The organism is Limimaricola sp. G21655-S1, assembly GCF_027213785.1.
In the GTDB taxonomy this organism is placed as follows: Bacteria; Pseudomonadota; Alphaproteobacteria; order Rhodobacterales; family Rhodobacteraceae; genus Limimaricola.
Genome location: NZ_JAPWGO010000010.1, coordinates 110,423 through 128,408, shown reverse-complemented (window position 1 = coordinate 128,408; position 17,986 = coordinate 110,423). Strand labels below are relative to the sequence as shown.

Below are 17,986 nucleotides of genomic sequence, written 5' to 3'. Positions count from 1 at the left end.
TCCTGGGCCGGGTCATGCCGGTGCCTGCCGGTCAACCGGCACCGCGCGAGGAGGTTCCGCGCCTCTACTCTGCCGCGAGCTGCCCGGAGTCCGTGGCTCCGATCGCCGCGATCTCGGCGATCACCCCCGACAGACGCGCCCGGAACGCCTCGAACCCCGAATGCGGCTCGATTCGCGCCTCGTCCATGTAAAGCGAGCGATCGATCTCGATCTGCACCGCGTGCTGGCGCCGCGAGGGACGGCCATAGGTCTGGGTGACATAGGCGCCGGCGAAGGGCGTGTTGCGCGCCACCCTGAGACCGGCGGCGGTGAAGGCGGCTTCGATCCGCGCCATCACCCGCGGCGCCGCGGCGGCGCCGTAGCGGTCGCCCAGCACCACATGCGGGCGCGGTCGGCCACGTGTGCCCGCCAGTTCGATCGCCTCATGCGGCATCGAGTGGCAATCGATCAGGATCGACTCGCCGAACTGCTCGAGGCTTTCGGCCAGGAGCGACTGCAGGGCGGCGTGGTAGGGGCTCCAGCCGGTATCGAGCCGCTCGCGCGCCTCGTCGAGGCCGATCTTGCCGGAATAGATCGCCCGGCCGCCGGCGACGACGCGGGGAATCACCCCCAGCCCGCTGGCGACGCGCGGGTTGTGCGCGCGTCGCACCACCCCCTCGACCAGCGCCGGGTCGAGCTCGTCGGCGGCGCGATTCAGATCGACCCAGGCGCGCGGCACCCGCGCCGCCAGAAGCGGCGCACCATGCTCCGGCGCCGCCGCGAAAAGCTGGTCGACGAAGGCATCCTCGGAGGAGCGGATCAGCCGCGCATCAAGCCCGGTACGGGCCAGAAGCGACTTGGGATAATCGCGCCCAGAATGGGGCGAGGCGAAGACGACGCAGCTGGTACGCGCCGCCGGTCGGGTCAGGTCGAAGGCGGCCATGCGCATGAACTCCGGGGGTCTCCGACGGAAAGGATAGCTTGGAAACTTCTTCGGCCAAAACCCCTTGAACCCCTCCGCCGTTCCCCGTATAGCACCGCTCACCCGACGACGAACGGTGACCCGCAAGGGTCGCGGGACGTCAGACGGCCAGGGCGGTTAGCTCAGCGGTAGAGCACTTCGTTGACATCGAAGGGGTCACAAGTTCGAACCTTGTACCGCCCACCACGGATTTCACCGGCCCCCAACTTCGGGGGCCGAATTTTGCAACCACGGCGCAATCGCCGCGCCGCGACAAGGAGAGAGCACCATGAAGGTCGCCAACTCGCTTCGTTCGCTCAAGCAGCGCCATCGCGATTGCCGCGTCGTGCGCCGCAAGGGCCGCGTCTACGTCATCAACAAGACGCAGCGCCGCTTCAAGGCCCGTCAGGGCTGAAGCCGGCGATCCGCTCCCGCAGCGGATACAGGGATCAGGGGCCGCCTCCGAAAGGAGGCGGCCCTTTCCTTTTGCCGCATTCGAAGCTCCATCGTAGCGGGGAAAACCCGGCTACGCCGCGAAGCTGAGGGGCCTCGCGGGGGAAGCGCCCCTCCCCTGCAAGAGGGAGGGGCCACGCCTCAGGGATTGACGATATCGGTGACGGAATCGGCCAGCAGCCGCACCACCGTCGCCTCGTCGAGATAGCCCGTCGCCTCGATCTCGCGCGCCCGCTGGTAGCGCCGGATCGCCCGGCGCGTGGCCTCGTCGAAGCTGCCATCCACCTCGCCGGGCTCCAGCCCCTGCGCGTCGAGCCGCTGCTCCACCAGCCGCGCCGTCAGCGCGTTGAGCCCGAGATCGCGCTCGACCTGCTCGGCCGCGGCGCGGGCGTCGCTCTGCGCCACCTTCTGGCGCAGCGCCGCGATCTTCGCCTCGGCCTCCTCCTTGAAGCTGCCCTCGGGATAGGCGCGCTGGTAATCGCGATAGGCCTCGATCGTGTCGGCCTCGCGGGCCCGGTCCCAGGCGGCGCGGTCCTCGGCCTGCGCGGCGCGGCGCTTTTCCTCCTCGATCAATGCCAGCCGGTCGGCCGCCGTCTCGGCAAAGAGCCCGTCCGGATAGCGGTCGAGATAGGCCCTGAGCCCCGGCTCGTCGCCCCGGGCGCCGGTTTCATCCCAGAAGGACCGGTCGGCGCGAGCCGCCTGCTCGCGCTGCCGTTCGGCCTCGGCCTCGAGTTCGGCGGCGCGCCGCGCGGCCTGCGCGTCGATTCGGCTGATCTGTTCCGGCGTCAGATAGGAGGTCTGGGAGAAGCCGTTCTGCTGCTGCCAGTTGCTGATCGCCTGACGGGTACCGGGACCGAAGATGCCGTCGATGCCACGGGTGTTGAAATCGAGCAGGCTCAGGCTGCGCTGGATGTCGCGGCGCTGGTCGCGGCTGAGGCCGATCGCCTCCTCGGCCAGCCGCGCATCGCGATCGGGTTCGGCGATGATCTCGGCGATGGCGGCCTCGGCGGCTTCGGCATTGGCGCCGCGCGGGTAGCGCGCGAGGTAGTCGCGATAGGCCTCGATCGTGCCCAGCGCAACCGTGCCGCGCCACAGGGCCGCCTCGGCCGCGGGATCGGCCTCCGGCGTGGCAGCCGTGGGCGTTTCGGGCCGTTCGGGCATGAAGATGCGGGCGCGCGGCAGGTAACCCTGCGCCTCCAGATCCTCGGCCTCGCGGATCGCGACACTGAGATCGCCGCGCGGCTCGGCCAGCGGGCCTTGCATGAACCGCGCCACCGCGCGGGGACTGCCGGTCAGCACCGTGACACCCTGCGGAATCTCCAGCGCGCCCAGCCCCTCGCCGACCCATGGGTCGAAGGAGTTGGAGCCGTCCGGCTCGACCGCGATCAGCAGCAGCGACCGCCCCGGCGCCTCGGCCAGCGCCCGCAACACCCCCTCGACCGGCAGCGCCGCGGCGCCGGGGTTCAAGAGCCCCGGCCCCTCGGCTTCGGCGGTGAGGAACCAGCTGCGCGCGCCATCCGTGGCGAAGCGACCCGAGAGCGCGACAACCAGCCGGTTCGCCTCCGGCACCCGTTCGAGCCAGTCGCGGGCGATCTCGGCGGTGCTTCCGGCCCGGCCATTGGGCAGCGCGAAGACCTCGAAACCCAAGCCGCGCAGCTCGTCGGCGGCCTCGATGATCTCGGTCCCGCGCGACAGCCGTCCCAGCGTCTCGTAGCGCTCGGTCCCCAGAAGCAGCGCCGCATCCTGCGCCAGCGCCGCGCCGGCCCAGAACATGAGCGCGGTGCTCGTCAACAGATGGCGCATCGGGGATCCTCCTTGTTCGTCCGCGCGGCCAGACTGGCCCGACCGGGCCGCGTCATCAAATAGCAACTTCGTGGTGGTGGGTCGGAAAGTGAGCCCGACACGGAAAAGGGAGACGGGTTTCCCCGCCTCCCTTCCCGGAATGCAACCGATCGAGGGAGATCAGTTGAACGAATAGACGATCGACACGCCGAGGGTGTTGTCGGTGTCATCGTCACCGGGCGCCGGGTCGGTGCGGTACTCGGTGAACAGGTTGGTGCGCATCGCGAGCGCGTTGTTCATCGCGACGGTGACGCCCAGATCGTTGGTGACATAGGTGTCGGCGTCGGAGGCGATCACGTCGGTGTCGTTGGTGATGAACAGGTCCGGCGAGATCCGGTTGAAGTAGTTCGACGACACGGACAGCGCGGCCTCGTCGATCTCTTCGCCCTCGGCGGTCTCGAGGTAGCGGTAGCCCGGACCGGCCTGGATCGACCACTGCACGTCGGGGGTGTTGAACACGCGGTAGCCGACGCCAACGCCGACGAAGGCGTCGGTTTCGAAGGTGTCGTCCTCGTCATAGGCGACGACAGCGGTGCCGAAACCGTAGAAGGTGTCCGAGAAGTCGCGGGTGTAGTCGTAGCCGGCGAGCAGACGGTTCAGGTCGTCCTCTTCCTCTTCGGCGTCGAAGTAGGAGTAGCTCAGCTTGACCTCGTGGCCGTTGACGCCGTCGAAGAAACCGAAGCGGGCGCCGAGGCCGAGGGTGGCGGTGTCGTCGTTGCCGCTGGTGGCGGTGCCGCGGGCCGAGATCGAGCCGGTGAAGCCGAGCTCACGGCCTTCGTTGCCGAAGGTCGGGTTTTCAACTTCGAAGTCGTCTTCGATGTCCTCGTCGAGATCCTCGAGCGTGTCGTCGAGCTGGTTCTCGGTGCTGAAGACCGGGCTGTTGACGTCGTCGAAGTTCTGGGCAGCGGCGGCGGTGCCCATCAGGCCGAGGATGGTCGAGGCCATCAGCAGTTTGTAGGTAGCAGTCATTTCATTGTCCTTTCGGTTCCAGAGGCCGGCCTGTGACCGGGTCCGTTGCGGGTTCCATGGTCGCTGAACGCGGCCTTCGCAAATCCGATCCCCTCCTGCAACCGAAGGCACACGAGAGGGGCATTTTTGCAACACGACATCGTTCCGCCCCCTTCGCTCCGGAATATGAACCGGCCCGACGCAGGGTCAAACACAATTAACGTTACGGAATGCAGCACAGCCTCGGGCGATGTGAGGCTGTTGCAAATTGGCCACTCACAGCCATCCGCATTGGGTCAGCGCTGCCCATAAAGACGGAAATAGGCCCAGTCGGGCAGGAACTGAGCGCTGCGCATCAGCAGGGAGGTGCCATAGGGGAAGTTCATCTTAAACCGGTCCGAGCTCATATGCTCGAACACCTCGCGCGCCGCACGGGCGGGCTCCATGGCGAAGGGAGAGGACGCGTCCGAACGCTCGCCCAGACGGGTGCGCATCGCGCCCGGGTTGACGAGCTGAACCTCGACACCGCTGCCCCTCAGATCGTGATGCAGCGACTCGGCCAGATGCATCACCGCCGCCTTGGAAGCGCCGTAGCCGACCGAACGGGGCAATCCACGGAACCCGCTCAGCGCCCCGGTCAGCACGACGTGGCCGCGCCCCCGCGACAGCATCCCCGGCAGCACGGCGCCGACGATCCGGGCGGGGCCCAGATAGTTGACCGCCGCCATCTCCTCGAGCCGGGCCTCGTCCCAGTCCCGCGCGCTCATCGGCCAGCGGGTTCCCACGAGGCAGGCCACCCCTTCGATCTCGCCCGCATCCGACGCGGCCGCCTGCACCGCCTTGGCATCGGTGACGTCGAGCGGCAGCACCGTGGCACGGCCCGGCAGCGCCGCCGCGAGCGTCTCAAGCCGATCGCGCCCGCGCGCGCTCAAGACAAGTTCCACGCCCGACCGGCTCAGGCAGAAGGCAAGCTCGCGCCCGAGCCCCTCGCTCGCGCCGATCAGCCAATACCGCTTGCCTTGCCAGTCCCGCACCTGCCCTGCCCTCCTATCCTATGATCGCCAAGACAACCGGGCCGCCGCATGGCGGTTCCGGCGGCCTCTGGCCCCGGTTCCGGCCCCACACCGCACATCAGCTGTTCGTGCACGAGGCTGACGCGACGCCACATTCAACCCTAGATGTGGGCGATCCGCAGCAACCGAGGAGCGATCATGGGACGCTTGCAGAACGGCGAATGGCAGGATGTCTGGTACGACACGAAATCGACCGGCGGCAAATTCGAACGCACCACCACCAAGTTCCGCAACTGGATCACGCCCGATGGCCGCCCCGGCCCCACGGGCGAGGGCGGTTTCGAAGCCGAATCCGGCCGTTATCACCTGTATGTCTCCTACGCCTGCCCCTGGGCGCATCGGGCCCTGATCTTCCGCGCCCTGAAGGGGCTCGAGGCGCATATCGACGTCAGCATCGTGCACCCCGAAATGCTGTCGGATGGCTGGGAATTCCGCACCGATTTCGACGGCGCCACCGGCGACCGCCTGTTCGGCCTGCCCTTCCTGCGCGACATCTATCTCCGTGCCGACCCGAAGATCTCCGGTCGGGTCACGGTGCCGGTGTTGTGGGACAAGCAGCGCGACACCATCGTCTCGAACGAGAGCGCCGAGATCATCCGCATGCTGAACGGTGCCTTCGACGAGATCACCGGCAATCGCGACGATTACTGGCCGGAGGCGCTGCGCGACGGCATCGAGGAGGTCAACGAGCGCGTCTATCACACGGTCAATAACGGCGTGTACAAGGCGGGCTTCGCCACCTCGCAGGAGGCCTATGACGAGGCGGTGGGCGAGCTGTTCGGCAGCCTCGACTGGCTCGAGGCGCGGCTGTCCGAGAACCGCTATCTCATGGGGGATCGGATCACCGAGGCCGATTGGCGACTGTTCACCACGCTGATCCGCTTCGACACGGTCTATCACGGGCATTTCAAGTGCAACCGCGTCAAGCTCGTCGAATACCCGAACCTGTGGGGCTACACGCGGGAACTCTACCAATGGCCCGGCGTCGCCCCGACGGTGCATTTCGACCATATCACGCATCACTACCATTACAGCCACGAGACGATTAACCCGCATCGCATCGTGCCGATCGGGCCGGATCTCGACCTGATGGCGCCGCATGGGCGCGACGAGATCGGCGCGCGCGACGCCGCCTGAGCATCGCGCCTTGGCCTCGGACCCTGCAACCGCCCCGTTCCGCTTGTGGACGGGGCGGTTTTCGGTTTGAACCACGGCCATGAGCACGCAAAGCCCCACCACCTGGATCACCATCTGCGACACCTGCAAGCGCGAGGGCTGGGACGAGACCTCCGGCGCGACCGATGGCGAACGCCTCGCCAGCCTCGTCGAGCAGGCGGCCGAGGGCCTGCCGGTGCGCACACGCCGCACCTCCTGCCTGATGGGCTGCCAGCAGGGCTGCAACGTCGCGGTGCAGGCGGCGGGCAAGCTGAACTACACGCTGGGCCGGTTCGAGGTTTCCGAAGAAGCCGCGCGCGGGATCGTCGACTGGGCGGTGCTGCATGGCGAGAGCGCGACGGGCCAGGTGCCCTACAGGACATGGCCGCAGGCGGTGAAGGGGCATTTCGTGACCCGCCACCCGCCGCTGCCGGACACCGAATGAGCGAGGCGACCCTGGCGAGCCGCGATCATGGCGGCGGCCTCGACGCGGCGATCGCTCGGCATGGCGGTACGCGCGAGGGCTGGCTCGACCTCTCGACCGGCATCAACCCGGTGCCCTACCCGGTCGGCGCCCTGCCCTTCGACGCCTGGACCGCGCTGCCGGACCGGGCCGCGCAGGACCGGCTGGTCGCCGCCGCGCGCCGGTTCTGGCGGGTGCCGGAAGGCGCCGCGATCCTTGCCGCGCCCGGGGCCTCGGCGCTGATCGCGCGGCTGCCGCGCCTCGCGCCGACCGGTGCGGTGCGCATCCCGGGTCCCACCTACAACGAGCACGAGGCGGCCTTTGCCGCCGCCGGCTGGAAGATCACCACCCGCTCGGCCAAGGCACAGGTGGCGGTGCACCCCAACAATCCCGACGGCCGGATCTGGCAGGCCTCGGAGATCACCGCCGGTTTCGCCGTGATCGACGAAAGCTTCTGCGACATCCGCCCCGACGCGTCTCTCGTCGCCCTTGCGGGGCGCCCCGGCACGGTGGTGCTCAAGAGCTTCGGCAAGTTCTGGGGTCTCGCCGGGCTGCGCCTCGGCTTCGCCATCGCCGAGCCCGGGCTGATCGAGGCGCTGGCCGAGAGCCTCGGGCCCTGGCCCGTCTCCGGACCGGCGCTGGCCATCGGGGCGCGGGCGCTCGAGGATCAGGGCTGGGCCCGGACGACACGCGAACGGCTGAGGTCGGACGCGGCGCGGCTCGACGCGATGATGACCGCCCGCGGCGCGAGCGTCGCAGGGGGCACCGACCTGTTCCGCCTCTACGAGGTGGAGGACGCGGCGGCCTGGCAGGAACGGCTGGCCCACGGCCATGTCTGGAGCCGGATCTTCCCGTGGTCGGCCACGCATCTGCGGCTCGGCCTGCCCGCCCCCGATCGCTGGGGGCAGATCGAGGCCGCGCTGTGAGCTTCTGGCTGCTGATCGCCATGGCACTCGACGCGGTATTCGGCGAACCCGAGGAGGTCTGGAGCCGGGTGCCGCACCCGGCGGTGCTGATGGGGCGGGTGGTCGGCTGGTTCGATCGCAGCCTCAACACCGGCGGCCCCGCGCGCGGGCGCGGCGCGCTGACCTGCGCGGCGCTGGTGTTCGGCGCCTATTCGCTGGGCGAGGCGCTGGCCGCCCTGCCCGGCCCCTTTGCCGAGATCCTCGTCACGGCGATCCTGCTCGCGCAGCGCAGCCTCGTCGATCACGTTCGCGCCGTGGCCACCGGCCTACGGCAATCGCTCGCCGAGGGGCGCCGCGCGGTTTCGATGATCGTCGGGCGCGACACGGCGGCGATGGACGAGGCGGCCGCCGCCCGCGCTGCGATCGAGAGCGCCGCCGAAAACCTCTCCGACGGCGTTACCGCCCCGGCCTTCTGGTTCCTGATCGGCGGGCTGCCGGGGCTGCTGATCTACAAGATCGTCAACACAGCCGATTCGATGATCGGCTACCGCACGCCGCGCCACGAGGGCTTCGGCTGGGCCTCGGCCCGGCTCGACGACGTGATGAACTGGATCCCCGCGCGCCTGACCGCGCTGCTGATCTGGCTGGTCTCGGGGCGCCCCGGCCCCTGGCGCGAGGTCGCGGCCGATGCCCGGCTGCACCGTTCGCCCAATGCCGGCTGGCCCGAGGCGGCGATGGCGCGCGCACTGGGCGTGGCGCTGTCGGGCCCGCGCGCCTATCACGGCCGGATGCAGGACTTTCCCTGGGTCCATCCGCAAGGCCTGCGCGAGATCGGCGCGGCGGCGGTCGAGGCTGCCTGCGCCATGCTGTGGAAGGCATGGGCGGCGGGACTTTGCGTGGTGATCGTGCTGGCGTGGACGTGAGTTGCCCCCGCCGGTGGCCGCTGTCACGCTCCGCCGCGACCCGCAATTGTCAGGACAAACACCCATGCGTCATACCGCCCGTCTCGCCGCCCCGCTGATCCTCGCGGCCCTGCCCGCCGTCGCGCAGGCCCAGGAGGCCACCGGCCCCAAGCCGCCCTGCGGCGGCGATTTCGGTGCTTGGGTCGAGGGGGTGAAGGCCGAGGCCGCCGCGATGGGCCATGCGCCCGATACGGTGAACACCTTCTTCTCGGGCGTGCGCCCCGACCAGTCGGTGCTGCAGGCCGACCGCGCGCAAGGCGTGTTCCAGCGCGATTTCATCGACTTCTCGCGCCGGCTGATCTCGGAGAACCGCATCGCCAATGGCCGCGCCAACGCCGAGAAATACGATTCGACCTTCGACCGGATCGAGGTCGAATACGGCGTGCCGCGTGGCGTGCTGCTGGCCTTCTGGGCCTTCGAGACCGATTACGGCGCGGTGCAGGGCGACTTCAACACGGTCAACGCGCTGGCGACGCTGGCGCATGACTGCCGCCGCCCGGAACTGTTCCGCCCGCAGCTCCTCGCCGCCGTGGAACTCTACGCGCAGGGCGGCATCGACCCCGCCTCGACCACCGGCGCCTGGGCGGGCGAGATCGGTCAGGTGCAGATGCTGCCCGAGGATATCATCGAGAACGGCATGGATGGCGACGGCGATGGCCGCGTCGATCTCAAGGGCTCGGCCCGCGACGCGCTGCTGTCGGGCGGCAAGATGCTCTCGAGCCTCGGCTGGCGCGCGGGTGAGCCTTGGCTGCAGGAGGTCACCGTACCCGAGAACCTCGACTGGAGCCAGACCGGGCTCGATACGCAGCGGCCCGTCTCGGAGTGGCAGGCGCTCGGCGTTTCGGCGCGCGATGGCGATCTCGGCGCCGCCGATCTGCCGGCCTCGGTGCTGCTGCCGATGGGCAAGGACGGGCCCGCCTTCCTCGCCTACCCGAACTTTCGGGTCTATTTCGAATGGAACCAGAGCCTCGTCTACGTCACCACCGCCGCCTATTTCGCCAACCAGCTCGAGGGCGCACCTGTCTATGACGCGGGCAACCCGGCCCCCGGCCTTTCGGGCGAGCAGATGGTCCGGTTGCAGGAAAAGCTGCAGGCGCGGGGCTACGACGTGGGCGGCGCCGACGGCATTCTGGGCGAGATGACCCGGCAGGCGGTGCAGGCCGAACAGCAGCGGCTGGGCCTGCCGGCCGATGCCTGGCCGACCCCGGCGCTGCTCGAGGCGCTCTGAGACACGAAGGACCGCCCGGGAACCTTCCAGCGCGGGAAGGGCGTTGCGGGGGCAAGTCTCCAACGAAGGGGAGCCCCCGCGATGGCCCAGGCCCAACTCTACCGCATGTCGATGCCCAAGCATCACTGCCCCTTCGGGCAGAAATCCCTGCACCTTCTGAAATCAAAGGGATACGAAGTCGAGGATCACGAACTGACCACGCGTGAGGCAACCGACGCCTTCCTGCGCGAGCACAACGTGAAGACGACGCCTCAAGCCTTCATCGATGGCGAACGCATCGGTGGCTATGACGATCTGCGTGCGCATTTCGACATGAAGCCCGCCAAGCCCGAGGGCACGACCTACCAACCGGTGATCGCGATCTTCGGCATGGGGCTGGCGCTCGCCATCGCGGTGACATGGGTGGCGCTTGGCAGCTTCTTCGCGTGGCAGACCATCGGCTGGTTCATCTCGATCTCGATGTGCCTGCTGGCGCTGCAGAAGCTGCGTGACGTGGAGAGTTTCACCAACGGGTTTCTCAATTACGACCTGCTGGCGCAGCGCTGGGTGCCCTATGCCTATGTCTATCCTTGGGCCGAGGGGATCGCAGGGGTATTGATGACGGCGCTGCTGCTGACCTGGTTCTCGGCGCCGCTGGCGCTGTTCATCGGCACGGTCGGCGCGATCTCGGTGATCAAGGCCGTCTGGATCGACAAGCGCGAGCTGAAGTGCGCCTGCGTCGGCGGCGACAGCAACGTGCCCCTGGGGTTCATCTCGCTCACCGAGAACGTGATGATGGCCGGGATGGGCCTGTGGATGCTGGTCGGGCTGCTGCTCTGAGCCTTTACAATTCCGCAGTCGATGCACATTATATCGGCCATACGGTAGCGATCGGTCGATGATGTCTCATCCCTGATCAGGGCCCCGCAGAGTTGCCGCTCTGCGGGGTTTCTCTTTGCCGGGATTACCTCCCGACCCAGAGACGGACGGCAGTCAGCACCAGCGTTGCCACTGCGACGACCACCATCCACTTACGGTAGCTGGCTTCGGTCAATGCATATCACCTCCCCTCGCCGCGAAGTGTCGCGGCAGGAGGAAGTCTTGCCAAATACGGCGAATTATCTCAAGTGTTCTCGTTTGGTTCTTCAATCACGAGTTGCTTCGTCGCCGAAGCAACCTGTCAGGCGACCATCTGCTCTGCCTTGCGCAGATCCACCGACACGAGCTGGCTCACGCCCTGCTCGCCCATGGTGACTCCGTAGAGCCGGTCCATCCGCGCCATCGTCACCGCGTGGTGGGTGATGATCAGGAAACGGGTGTCGGTGCGGCGGGTCATCTCGTCGAGCAGGTCGCAGAACCGGGTGACGTTGGCGTCGTCGAGCGGCGCGTCGACCTCGTCGAGCACGCAGATCGGTGCCGGGTTGGCGAGGAACACCGCGAAGATCAGCGCCAGCGCGGTCAAGGTCTGTTCGCCGCCCGACAGCAGCGACAGCACCGAGAGCTTCTTGCCCGGCGGCTGGCACAGGATCTCGAGCCCGGCTTCGAGCGGGTCGTCGCTCTCGACCAGGGTCAGCCGCGCCTCGCCGCCGCCGAACAGATGCGTGAACAGCGTGCCGAAGTTCTCGTTGACCTGTGAGAAGGCGGCGAGCAGCCGCTCGCGCCCCTCGCGGTTGAGGCTGCCGATGCCCTGACGCAGCGTGCGGATCGCCTCTTCGAGATCGGCCTTCTCGGCGACGAGGCCGTCATGCTCGGTGCGGATCGCCTCGGCATCCTCCTCGGCGCGCAGGTTGACCGAGCCCAGCGCGTCGCGCTGACGGCGCAGCTGCGCGACCTTGGCCTCGACCTCCTCGGTGGGCGGCGGCGCCAGCGCACCGATCTCCAGCGTTTCGAACAGCGCCTCGGGCGTGGTCTCCAGCGTCTCCTCGATCCGTTCCGCCGCCTGGGTCGCGGCGGCGCGGGCGGCCTCGGCGCGCGCCTCGGAGGCGGCGCGACGCTCGCGTGCCTCGGAGGCGGCGCGCTCGGCGGCGCGTTCGGCGGCCTGCGCATCCGAAAGCGCGCCCTCGGCCGTGCGCAGCGCCTCGGCGGCGGCGTCGCGCCGCGCCTCGGCCTCGGCAATGCCCGCATCCAGCGTGCGCCGCTCGGCAAAGATCGCCTCGGGCCGCTCGCGGGCGCGCTCCAGCTCCGCCTCGGTCTCGCTGCGGCGCGCGGTCAACTCGCCGACCCGGCCCCGCGCGGTCTCGGCGCGCTCGCGCCAGCCTTCGAGCTCGCGCGCCACCGCTTCGGCGCGCCGCGCCCGGGCCTCGCCGTTGCGGCGGATCTCGTCGGCTTCGGAGCGGCGGGTGATCATGGTGATCCGCGCCGCCTCGACCAGTTGGCGGCCCTGTTCCACGGCATCGCGCGCCGCGTCGAGATCATCGAGATCGCGCAGCCCGGCCTCGGCCTCGACCAGCGCCTCGCGTCCGGCGCGGCCCTCGGCCTCGTGCCGGCCCATCGCTTCGCTCGCGGCATCGCGGCGGGTCTGGGCACGGCCCTTCTCGCCCTCGGCGCGGCTGAGCGCGCGCGCGGCCTCGGAAAGCGCCGTCTCGGCCGCGCGGCGGGCGCCGCGGGCGCGGGCATCGACCTCCTTCGCGCGCTCCAGCGCGGCCGCCGCATCGGCATGGCGCTCGGTCAGCTCTTCCAGCTTGGCCTCGATCACCTCCAGCTCGCCGCGAAGCGCCGCGAGCCGGTTCATCTGCTCCAGCCGCAGCGCCGCCGCCGAGGGCGCGTCCTCGGCCCCGGCGCGGTAGCCGTCCCAGCGCCACAGATCGCCCTCGCGGCTGACCAGGCGCTGGCCGGGCTTCAGGCGGCCCTGCAGCGCCGCGCCCCGATCCCGCGCGACCACGCCGACCTGCGCCAGCCGGCGCCCCAACAATCCCGGTGCATGGACGAGGCCCGCCAAAGGCTCGGCGTCCTCGGGCAGCGGCTGTTCGGCGTCGTAACCGGGCAGCTCGGCCCAGCCGGTCGTGCCGCGCGCATCGACCACGGGAGCCTTCAACTCGTCGCCCAGCGCCGCGCCCAGCGCCTTTTCGAAGCCCGGTTCGACCCTCAGCAGGTCGAGAAGCTGCTGGCCCTTGTCGTCGCTGCGCTCGACCAGGCGCGCCAGACCGGCGACCTCGGCGCGCAGCGCCTTGGCCTCGCCCTCGACGCCGGCGCGGGCGGCCCGCGCCTCGGCCTCGTCGGATTGCGCCTGCGCGCGCTCCGTCTCGGCCCGGGCCAGATCGGCCTCGGCGGCCTCGGCCGCGACCTTCGCCTGCGTCTCGGCCTCGACGGCCGCGGCCAGCACGGTTTCGGCCTGTGACGCGGCGGTGCCTGCGGCGTCGAGCTGGGCCTTCGCCTGCGTCGCCGCCTCGGCGCTCTTGGCGATGCGGGTCCGGGCCTCCGCCACCAGACGCTGCGCCGATTGATGCCGCGCCGCGAGCCGGGCGGTGTCCTCGGTGCGCTGGCCTTGGGCGTGCTCTGCCTCGGACAGGATCTCGCCCGCCTCGCGGGCCACCGCCTCGACCTGCGCCAGCCGCGCCTCGTGCCCCTGCCCGGCCTGTGCCAGCTCCGCCGCCTCGGCCTCGAGCGCGCGCATCGTCTCGCCCGCGTCGCGGTCGAGCACGCTTTCGCGCTCCATGTCGCGGTCGAGCTGTTCGATCCGCGCGCCAAGGGCCCGGATCGCCCCCCGCGCCCGCTTTTCCTGATCGAGCAGCCGATCCCGCTCGGCCTCCTGGCGGTTCAGCACGGCAGCGGCGATCGTCGCCTCCTCGCGCAGGGGCGGCAACGCGGCCTCGGCGGCGGCGCGCGCCTCGACCGCGCGGGCAGCGAGCCCGTCGGCCCGGGCCGCGGCCTGCGCCATCTCGCGCAGTTCTTCCTCGGCGGCGCGGCGCATCGTTTCGGAGGCGTTCCAGCGCAGCCACAACAGCAGGCCCTCGGCCGCGCGCAGCGCCGTGCCGATCTCGCGGTAGCGCGCCGCCGTGCGGGCCTGCCGCGCCAGCGTCGCGAGCTGCGCCGCCTGGCTTTCGACCACGTCGTCGACGCGGGACAGGTTCTGCTCGGCCCCGCGCAGCTTCAGCTCGGCCTCGTGGCGGCGCTGGTACAGCCCGGAGATGCCCGCCGCCTCTTCGAGGATACGGCGACGCGCGGTCGGCTTGGCGTTGATCAGCTCGGAGATCTGGCCCTGCCGCACGAGGGCGGGCGATTGCGAGCCGGTCGAGGCGTCGGCGAAGAGCATCTGCACGTCGCGGGCGCGGACTTCCTTGCCGTTGAGCCGGTAGGCCGAGCCGAGATCGCGGGTGATGCGGCGCACGATCTCCAGCGTGTCGGAATCGTTGAAGGCCGCGGGCGCGAGCCGTTCGCCATTGTCGATGGAGAGCGTCACCTCGGCGTGGTTGCGAGCGGGACGGGTCGCGGCGCCAGCGAAGATCACGTCCTCCATGCCGCCGCCGCGCATCGCGGTGGGGCGGTTCTCGCCCATCACCCAGCGCAGCGCCTCCAGCAGGTTCGACTTGCCGCAGCCATTGGGCCCGACCACGCCGGTCAGCCCGTCATCGATCACCAGATCGGTCGGGTCGACGAAGCTCTTGAAGCCGTTCAGCCGCAGCCGGGAGAATCGCATGAAAGCCGCCCTCGTTCGCGCTCGTGGTCGCGCGCCTATGCGGGAAAGGGGGGCGCGAAGTCAACGCGCGCGGCCCTTTGCGCGCGGGGTTCCGCCGCGTTTCGCCCGCAACGGCCGAGCCGTTCGACCAAGGCTTGGCGCTTGACGCGGGGCGGTGCGACAGCGCAGAACGAAGGTGCAAGGTTCCCCGATGCGGCGCGAAGCGCCCGAGGGGAGGAAATCGGGAATGCGGAAGGGGCCGATCCAGTCAGGAGGCCCCCGGCCGCAGCCGCCCCCGCGACTGTAAGCGGTGAGCGCCCCTTCGAAACCACTGGGAGAGATCCCGGGAAGGTGGAGGGATGCCACGACCCGCGAGCCAGGAGACCGGCCCTGCGCGATGAAACCCAGGACCCCGTCGGGTGGACGGGACAGGAGAACTGACATGACGACCAAGACCATCGCCTCCTCGGGCGCGCTTTTCGAGATCGCCACCATCGCCTTCGCCGCCGTGTTCGGCCTCGGGCTGATCTTCGCCGCGGGCTTCAGCCACGCCGGCGGCATGCATGACGTGGCCCATGATTCGCGTCACGCCACCGGCTTTCCCTGCCACTGATCGCACGATCATGCTGAAACAGATCGGGGCCAGCGCATTGTTCGCCGGCCTGGCCGCAGGCGTGTTCGCCGCACTCCTGCAGCTGTGGTTCGTCGTGCCCCTCCTGATGGAAGCCGAGCTCTACGAGTCCGGCGCGCGGGCGCATTTCACGGATGGGCATATCGGCTCGGATGCCGGGGCGCCGCCGCTGGGCGACGCCATGGGGCGCCATATGGGCACGCTCGCCATCAACATCATCGGCTGGATCGGCTTCGGCTTCGTGCTGGCGGCGGGCTTCGCGCTCGCGGCCCGGCGCGGCGTCGAGGTGGATGCGCGGCGCGGGCTGTTGTGGGGGCTCGGCGGATTCGTGGCGCTGTCGCTGGCACCGGCCTTCGGGCTGCCGCCGGAACTGCCGGGCACCTTTGCCGCCGAGATCGGCGAGCGCCAGACCTGGTGGGCCTTCTGCGTGATCGCAACCGCGCTGGGCCTCGCGCTGATGGCCTTCGGTCGCGGCCCCGCCTGGCTCGCTGGCGGGGTGGCGCTCATCGCCGCGCCGCATCTGATCGGCGCGCCGCATCTCGACCGCTACTTCGGCAGCGCCGCACCGGAGCTGGCCGCCATGTTCTCGGCGCGCGCGCTCGGGGTCTCGGCCGCTGCCTGGGCGTTCCTCGGCCTCGCCGCCGGCTGGATCTGGTCGCGCGAGGCCTAGCCCGGGATGCGCCCCACCAGCCGGTGCCTGAGCCCGCCCAGCGGCCGCGCATCGGTGATGTCGCCGCCGGGCGCCTCGGCATAGAGATCGGCAAGAACACGGATCTCGGCCGCTTGCGTGGCCGGGTCCACCCCGGAGAAGAGATAGGCCGTCTTGCCCGCCCCCCGGATCGACAGGGCTACGGGCGAATGGCACAGATTGAGACAATCGACGAGGCGCAGCACGCAGCCCTCGCGCAGACCCTCGGCCACCGCCTCGGCCAGCGCCGCGCCACGTGGCGCCTGCCCCGGCGCAGCGCAGGTCGCGCAGATCGTGATGCAGTCCATTTCCACCCCCGGTGCTTTGGCACCGACCAGTAACGGATGACCCCGATGCCCGCAAAGATCCCCGCCACCGTCGTCACCGGCTTTCTCGGCGCCGGAAAGACCACGCTGATCCGTCACCTGCTCGAGAACGCGCGCGGAAAGCGCATCGCGCTCGTGATCAACGAATTCGGCGATCTCGGCGTCGATGGTGGCATCCTCAAGGGCTGCGGCATCGAGAGCTGCCGCGACGAGGACGTGGTCGAGCTGTCGAATGGCTGCATCTGCTGCACCGTGGCGGACGACTTCATCCCGACCATGGAAAAGCTCCTCGACCGCGACGAGCCGGTCGACCACATCGTGATCGAAACCTCCGGCCTCGCGCTGCCGCAGCCGCTGATCCGCGCCTTCAACTGGCCCGGCATCTCGACCCGAGTGACCGTCGACGGCGTCGTCACCGTGGTCGACGGCAAGGCGGTGGCCGAGGGCCGCTTTGCCCACGACATCGCCGCGATCGACGTCCAGCGCGCCGCCGATGACGGGCTCGACCACGAGACGCCGCTGTCGGAGCTGTTCGAGGACCAGATCGCCGCCGCCGACATGATCGTCGTCAACAAGACCGACCTCCTGGGCGCGGAGGAAGCCGAGGCGCTGGCCGCGAAGCTCAAATCCGAGGCCCGCACCGGCGTGCAGGTGGTGCGCGCGGCGATGGGCGCGCTGCCCGTCGAGGTGCTGCTCGGACAGGGGGCCGCGGCCGAGGCCGACATGGAGGCGCGCCACGAGGTGCATCACCACCATGATCACGACGACGATCACCACGACGCCGCGCACCATCACGGCCATGACGAGTTCGAGAGCTTCGTGGTGACGCGGCCCGAGGTAACCGATCCGAAGGCCTTTGCCGCGCAGGTCGCCGAGGTGATCCGCGCGCATGACATCCTGCGGCTCAAGGGTTTCGTCGCGGTGACGGGCAAGCCGATGCGGCTGACGCTGCAGGCGGTGGGTCCGCGCGTCGACACCCATTTCGACCGTCCCTTCGGTGCCGACCCCCGCGAGACCCGGCTGGTGGTGATCGGCGAGGCGGGGCTCGACCGCGCGGCGATCGAGGCCGCGCTGGCGGCGTGAGCGTCACCGTGAAACGGGCGCGCGCGACCGATCCCGGTCCGCGCGCGCTGGTCGAGGCGAGCCAGGCGCTGATGCGTTCTCTCTACCCGCCCGAGGAAAACCACTTCCTGCCGATCGAGGCGCTCGACGCCGCCGATATCCGCTTCTTCGCGGCCTACGAGGACGACGCGCCGTTGGGCTGCGGCGCGCTTCACGTGAAACCGGGCTATGGCGAGCTGAAATCGATTTTCGTGGCCGAGGCGGCGCGAGGTCGCGGCGTGGGCACCTTGCTCCTCGACCGGCTGGAGCGGACGGCGCGCGACGAGGCGCTGCCGCTCATCCGGCTTGAGACGGGCGACAGGCTGGCCGCCGCCCATCGTCTCTATGCAAGGCACGGCTTCGCCGTGCGGGGCCCGTTCGGCGATTACGCTGAGAACGGGTCGAGCGTCTTCATGGAGAAGCGGCTGTGACCTCAGCCCTTGGGCTCGGGCGCCTTCCCGGCGGCCTTCTTCGCCGCCTCCTTCATGCGCTTGAGCAGGTCGGCCTTGTCGTCGCGCTTGTCATAGGGGGTCTTCTCGGTACCGCGCTCGTTGTGCTCGCGGTGCTTGGGCGCGTTGCGGCCCTGACGAGGCCCGCCCGACTTGCTGTAATCCATCATCCGCTCCTGTAACTGGGGGGTGCCGTTCCCTGCCCCAACGCGCGGGGCTTCGCAAGCG

Annotated in this window: 18 protein-coding genes, 1 tRNA gene and 1 riboswitch; of the genes, 12 read left to right on the top strand and 7 right to left on the bottom strand. The window is 69.9% G+C overall.

Annotated elements, in window-relative coordinates:
* Positions 1 to 64: 64 nt before the first annotated feature.
* Positions 65 to 928: an N-formylglutamate amidohydrolase gene (locus O4G76_RS11840; protein WP_269397516.1), complete on the bottom strand. Its 864-nt coding sequence runs from the start codon at positions 926 to 928 to the stop codon at positions 65 to 67.
* Between the two features lie 144 nt (positions 929 to 1,072).
* On the opposite strand from O4G76_RS11840, the gene O4G76_RS11835 reads away from it, so the two are divergent.
* Positions 1,073 to 1,147, top strand: a tRNA-Val gene (locus O4G76_RS11835).
* A gap of 82 nt (positions 1,148 to 1,229) precedes the next feature.
* Positions 1,230 to 1,355 carry a type B 50S ribosomal protein L36 gene (gene ykgO / locus O4G76_RS11830; RefSeq protein ID WP_008884645.1) on the top strand — a complete coding sequence of 42 codons (126 nt, stop codon included), beginning with the start codon at positions 1,230 to 1,232 and terminating at the stop codon, positions 1,353 to 1,355.
* 179 nt (positions 1,356 to 1,534) lie between these two features.
* On the opposite strand, the gene O4G76_RS11825 is transcribed toward ykgO, so the two are convergent.
* From O4G76_RS11825 to O4G76_RS11815, 3 genes are all read right to left on the bottom strand, one after another.
* Positions 1,535 to 3,196, bottom strand: coding sequence for a peptidoglycan-binding domain-containing protein (locus tag O4G76_RS11825; protein ID WP_269397515.1), 1,662 nt, complete (start codon positions 3,194 to 3,196; stop codon positions 1,535 to 1,537).
* A gap of 159 nt (positions 3,197 to 3,355) precedes the next feature.
* A complete protein-coding gene (locus tag O4G76_RS11820) occupies positions 3,356 to 4,204 on the bottom strand; it encodes a YdiY family protein (protein WP_269397514.1) in 849 nt (282 codons plus the stop codon).
* Positions 4,205 to 4,479: 275 nt separating this feature from the next.
* Positions 4,480 to 5,217, bottom strand: a complete 738-nt coding sequence (locus O4G76_RS11815) for an SDR family NAD(P)-dependent oxidoreductase (RefSeq protein ID WP_269397513.1) — start codon at positions 5,215 to 5,217, stop codon at positions 4,480 to 4,482.
* Between the two features lie 177 nt (positions 5,218 to 5,394).
* Between O4G76_RS11815 and O4G76_RS11810 the strand changes: the two genes are divergently transcribed.
* From O4G76_RS11810 to O4G76_RS11785, 6 genes are all read left to right on the top strand, one after another.
* Complete coding sequence (locus tag O4G76_RS11810) at positions 5,395 to 6,393, top strand: glutathione S-transferase family protein (RefSeq protein WP_269397512.1); 999 nt, start codon at positions 5,395 to 5,397, stop codon at positions 6,391 to 6,393.
* A gap of 79 nt (positions 6,394 to 6,472) precedes the next feature.
* The gene (locus O4G76_RS11805) at positions 6,473 to 6,856 is read left to right on the top strand and encodes a DUF1636 domain-containing protein (RefSeq protein WP_269397511.1); all 384 of its coding nucleotides are present in this window, start codon (positions 6,473 to 6,475) and stop codon (positions 6,854 to 6,856) included.
* Positions 6,853 to 7,800: a threonine-phosphate decarboxylase gene (locus O4G76_RS11800; protein WP_269397510.1), complete on the top strand. Its 948-nt coding sequence runs from the start codon at positions 6,853 to 6,855 to the stop codon at positions 7,798 to 7,800. The genes O4G76_RS11805 and O4G76_RS11800 overlap by 4 nt, the downstream gene beginning before the upstream one ends.
* Before the next feature lie 20 nt (positions 7,801 to 7,820).
* Positions 7,821 to 8,702, top strand: coding sequence for an adenosylcobinamide-phosphate synthase CbiB (cbiB, locus tag O4G76_RS11795; protein ID WP_269397535.1), 882 nt, complete (start codon positions 7,821 to 7,823; stop codon positions 8,700 to 8,702).
* 64 nt (positions 8,703 to 8,766) lie between these two features.
* Positions 8,767 to 9,969, top strand: a complete 1,203-nt coding sequence (locus O4G76_RS11790) for a lytic murein transglycosylase (protein WP_269397509.1) — start codon at positions 8,767 to 8,769, stop codon at positions 9,967 to 9,969.
* An 81-nt stretch (positions 9,970 to 10,050) separates the two neighbouring features.
* A complete protein-coding gene (locus tag O4G76_RS11785; protein WP_269397508.1) occupies positions 10,051 to 10,788 on the top strand; it encodes a MauE/DoxX family redox-associated membrane protein in 738 nt (245 codons plus the stop codon).
* A gap of 340 nt (positions 10,789 to 11,128) precedes the next feature.
* Here the strand turns inward: O4G76_RS11785 and O4G76_RS11780 are convergent, their stop codons facing one another.
* Positions 11,129 to 14,584, bottom strand: a complete 3,456-nt coding sequence (locus O4G76_RS11780) for a chromosome segregation SMC family protein (protein ID WP_269397507.1) — start codon at positions 14,582 to 14,584, stop codon at positions 11,129 to 11,131.
* 163 nt (positions 14,585 to 14,747) lie between these two features.
* A riboswitch (cobalamin riboswitch) is annotated at positions 14,748 to 14,971 on the top strand.
* A 34-nt stretch (positions 14,972 to 15,005) separates the two neighbouring features.
* Here O4G76_RS11780 and O4G76_RS11775 point away from each other — a divergent pair.
* The gene (locus O4G76_RS11775) at positions 15,006 to 15,176 is read left to right on the top strand and encodes a CbtB domain-containing protein (RefSeq protein WP_269397506.1); all 171 of its coding nucleotides are present in this window, start codon (positions 15,006 to 15,008) and stop codon (positions 15,174 to 15,176) included.
* A 10-nt stretch (positions 15,177 to 15,186) separates the two neighbouring features.
* Positions 15,187 to 15,864, top strand: coding sequence for a CbtA family protein (locus O4G76_RS11770; RefSeq protein ID WP_269397505.1), 678 nt, complete (start codon positions 15,187 to 15,189; stop codon positions 15,862 to 15,864).
* Here the strand turns inward: O4G76_RS11770 and O4G76_RS11765 are convergent.
* Entirely contained in the window at positions 15,861 to 16,190 is a 330-nt protein-coding gene (locus O4G76_RS11765) for a DUF1636 family protein (RefSeq protein ID WP_269397504.1), read from the bottom strand. The two genes, O4G76_RS11770 and O4G76_RS11765, sit on opposite strands and share 4 nt — an antisense overlap.
* A gap of 45 nt (positions 16,191 to 16,235) precedes the next feature.
* Between O4G76_RS11765 and cobW the strand changes: the two genes are divergently transcribed.
* Positions 16,236 to 17,291 carry a cobalamin biosynthesis protein CobW gene (gene cobW, locus O4G76_RS11760; protein WP_269397503.1) on the top strand — a complete coding sequence of 352 codons (1,056 nt, stop codon included), beginning with the start codon at positions 16,236 to 16,238 and terminating at the stop codon, positions 17,289 to 17,291.
* A gap of 8 nt (positions 17,292 to 17,299) precedes the next feature.
* Positions 17,300 to 17,740, top strand: coding sequence for a GNAT family N-acetyltransferase (locus tag O4G76_RS11755; RefSeq protein ID WP_269397502.1), 441 nt, complete (start codon positions 17,300 to 17,302; stop codon positions 17,738 to 17,740).
* 2 nt (positions 17,741 to 17,742) lie between these two features.
* Here the strand turns inward: O4G76_RS11755 and O4G76_RS11750 are convergent, their stop codons facing one another.
* Complete coding sequence (locus tag O4G76_RS11750) at positions 17,743 to 17,925, bottom strand: hypothetical protein (RefSeq protein ID WP_269397501.1); 183 nt, start codon at positions 17,923 to 17,925, stop codon at positions 17,743 to 17,745.
* Positions 17,926 to 17,986: the final 61 nt, after the last annotated feature.

What these genes read in the sequence shown, in the direction of transcription:
- O4G76_RS11840 (WP_269397516.1), bottom strand. Translation starts at nt 928, where the DNA reads ATGCGCATGGCCGCCTTCGACCTGACCCGACCGGCGGCGCGTACCAGC.
- ykgO (WP_008884645.1), top strand. Translation starts at nt 1,230, where the DNA reads ATGAAGGTCGCCAACTCGCTTCGTTCGCTCAAGCAGCGCCATCGCGAT.
- O4G76_RS11825 (WP_269397515.1), bottom strand. Translation starts at nt 3,196, where the DNA reads ATGCGCCATCTGTTGACGAGCACCGCGCTCATGTTCTGGGCCGGCGCG.
- O4G76_RS11820 (WP_269397514.1), bottom strand. Translation starts at nt 4,204, where the DNA reads ATGACTGCTACCTACAAACTGCTGATGGCCTCGACCATCCTCGGCCTG.
- O4G76_RS11810 (WP_269397512.1), top strand. Translation starts at nt 5,395, where the DNA reads ATGGGACGCTTGCAGAACGGCGAATGGCAGGATGTCTGGTACGACACG.
- O4G76_RS11805 (WP_269397511.1), top strand. Translation starts at nt 6,473, where the DNA reads ATGAGCACGCAAAGCCCCACCACCTGGATCACCATCTGCGACACCTGC.
- O4G76_RS11800 (WP_269397510.1), top strand. Translation starts at nt 6,853, where the DNA reads ATGAGCGAGGCGACCCTGGCGAGCCGCGATCATGGCGGCGGCCTCGAC.
- cbiB (WP_269397535.1), top strand. Translation starts at nt 7,821, where the DNA reads ATGGCACTCGACGCGGTATTCGGCGAACCCGAGGAGGTCTGGAGCCGG.
- O4G76_RS11790 (WP_269397509.1), top strand. Translation starts at nt 8,767, where the DNA reads ATGCGTCATACCGCCCGTCTCGCCGCCCCGCTGATCCTCGCGGCCCTG.
- O4G76_RS11785 (WP_269397508.1), top strand. Translation starts at nt 10,051, where the DNA reads ATGGCCCAGGCCCAACTCTACCGCATGTCGATGCCCAAGCATCACTGC.
- O4G76_RS11780 (WP_269397507.1), bottom strand. Translation starts at nt 14,584, where the DNA reads ATGCGATTCTCCCGGCTGCGGCTGAACGGCTTCAAGAGCTTCGTCGAC.
- O4G76_RS11775 (WP_269397506.1), top strand. Translation starts at nt 15,006, where the DNA reads ATGACGACCAAGACCATCGCCTCCTCGGGCGCGCTTTTCGAGATCGCC.
- O4G76_RS11770 (WP_269397505.1), top strand. Translation starts at nt 15,187, where the DNA reads ATGCTGAAACAGATCGGGGCCAGCGCATTGTTCGCCGGCCTGGCCGCA.
- O4G76_RS11765 (WP_269397504.1), bottom strand. Translation starts at nt 16,190, where the DNA reads ATGGACTGCATCACGATCTGCGCGACCTGCGCTGCGCCGGGGCAGGCG.
- cobW (WP_269397503.1), top strand. Translation starts at nt 16,236, where the DNA reads ATGCCCGCAAAGATCCCCGCCACCGTCGTCACCGGCTTTCTCGGCGCC.
- O4G76_RS11750 (WP_269397501.1), bottom strand. Translation starts at nt 17,925, where the DNA reads ATGGATTACAGCAAGTCGGGCGGGCCTCGTCAGGGCCGCAACGCGCCC.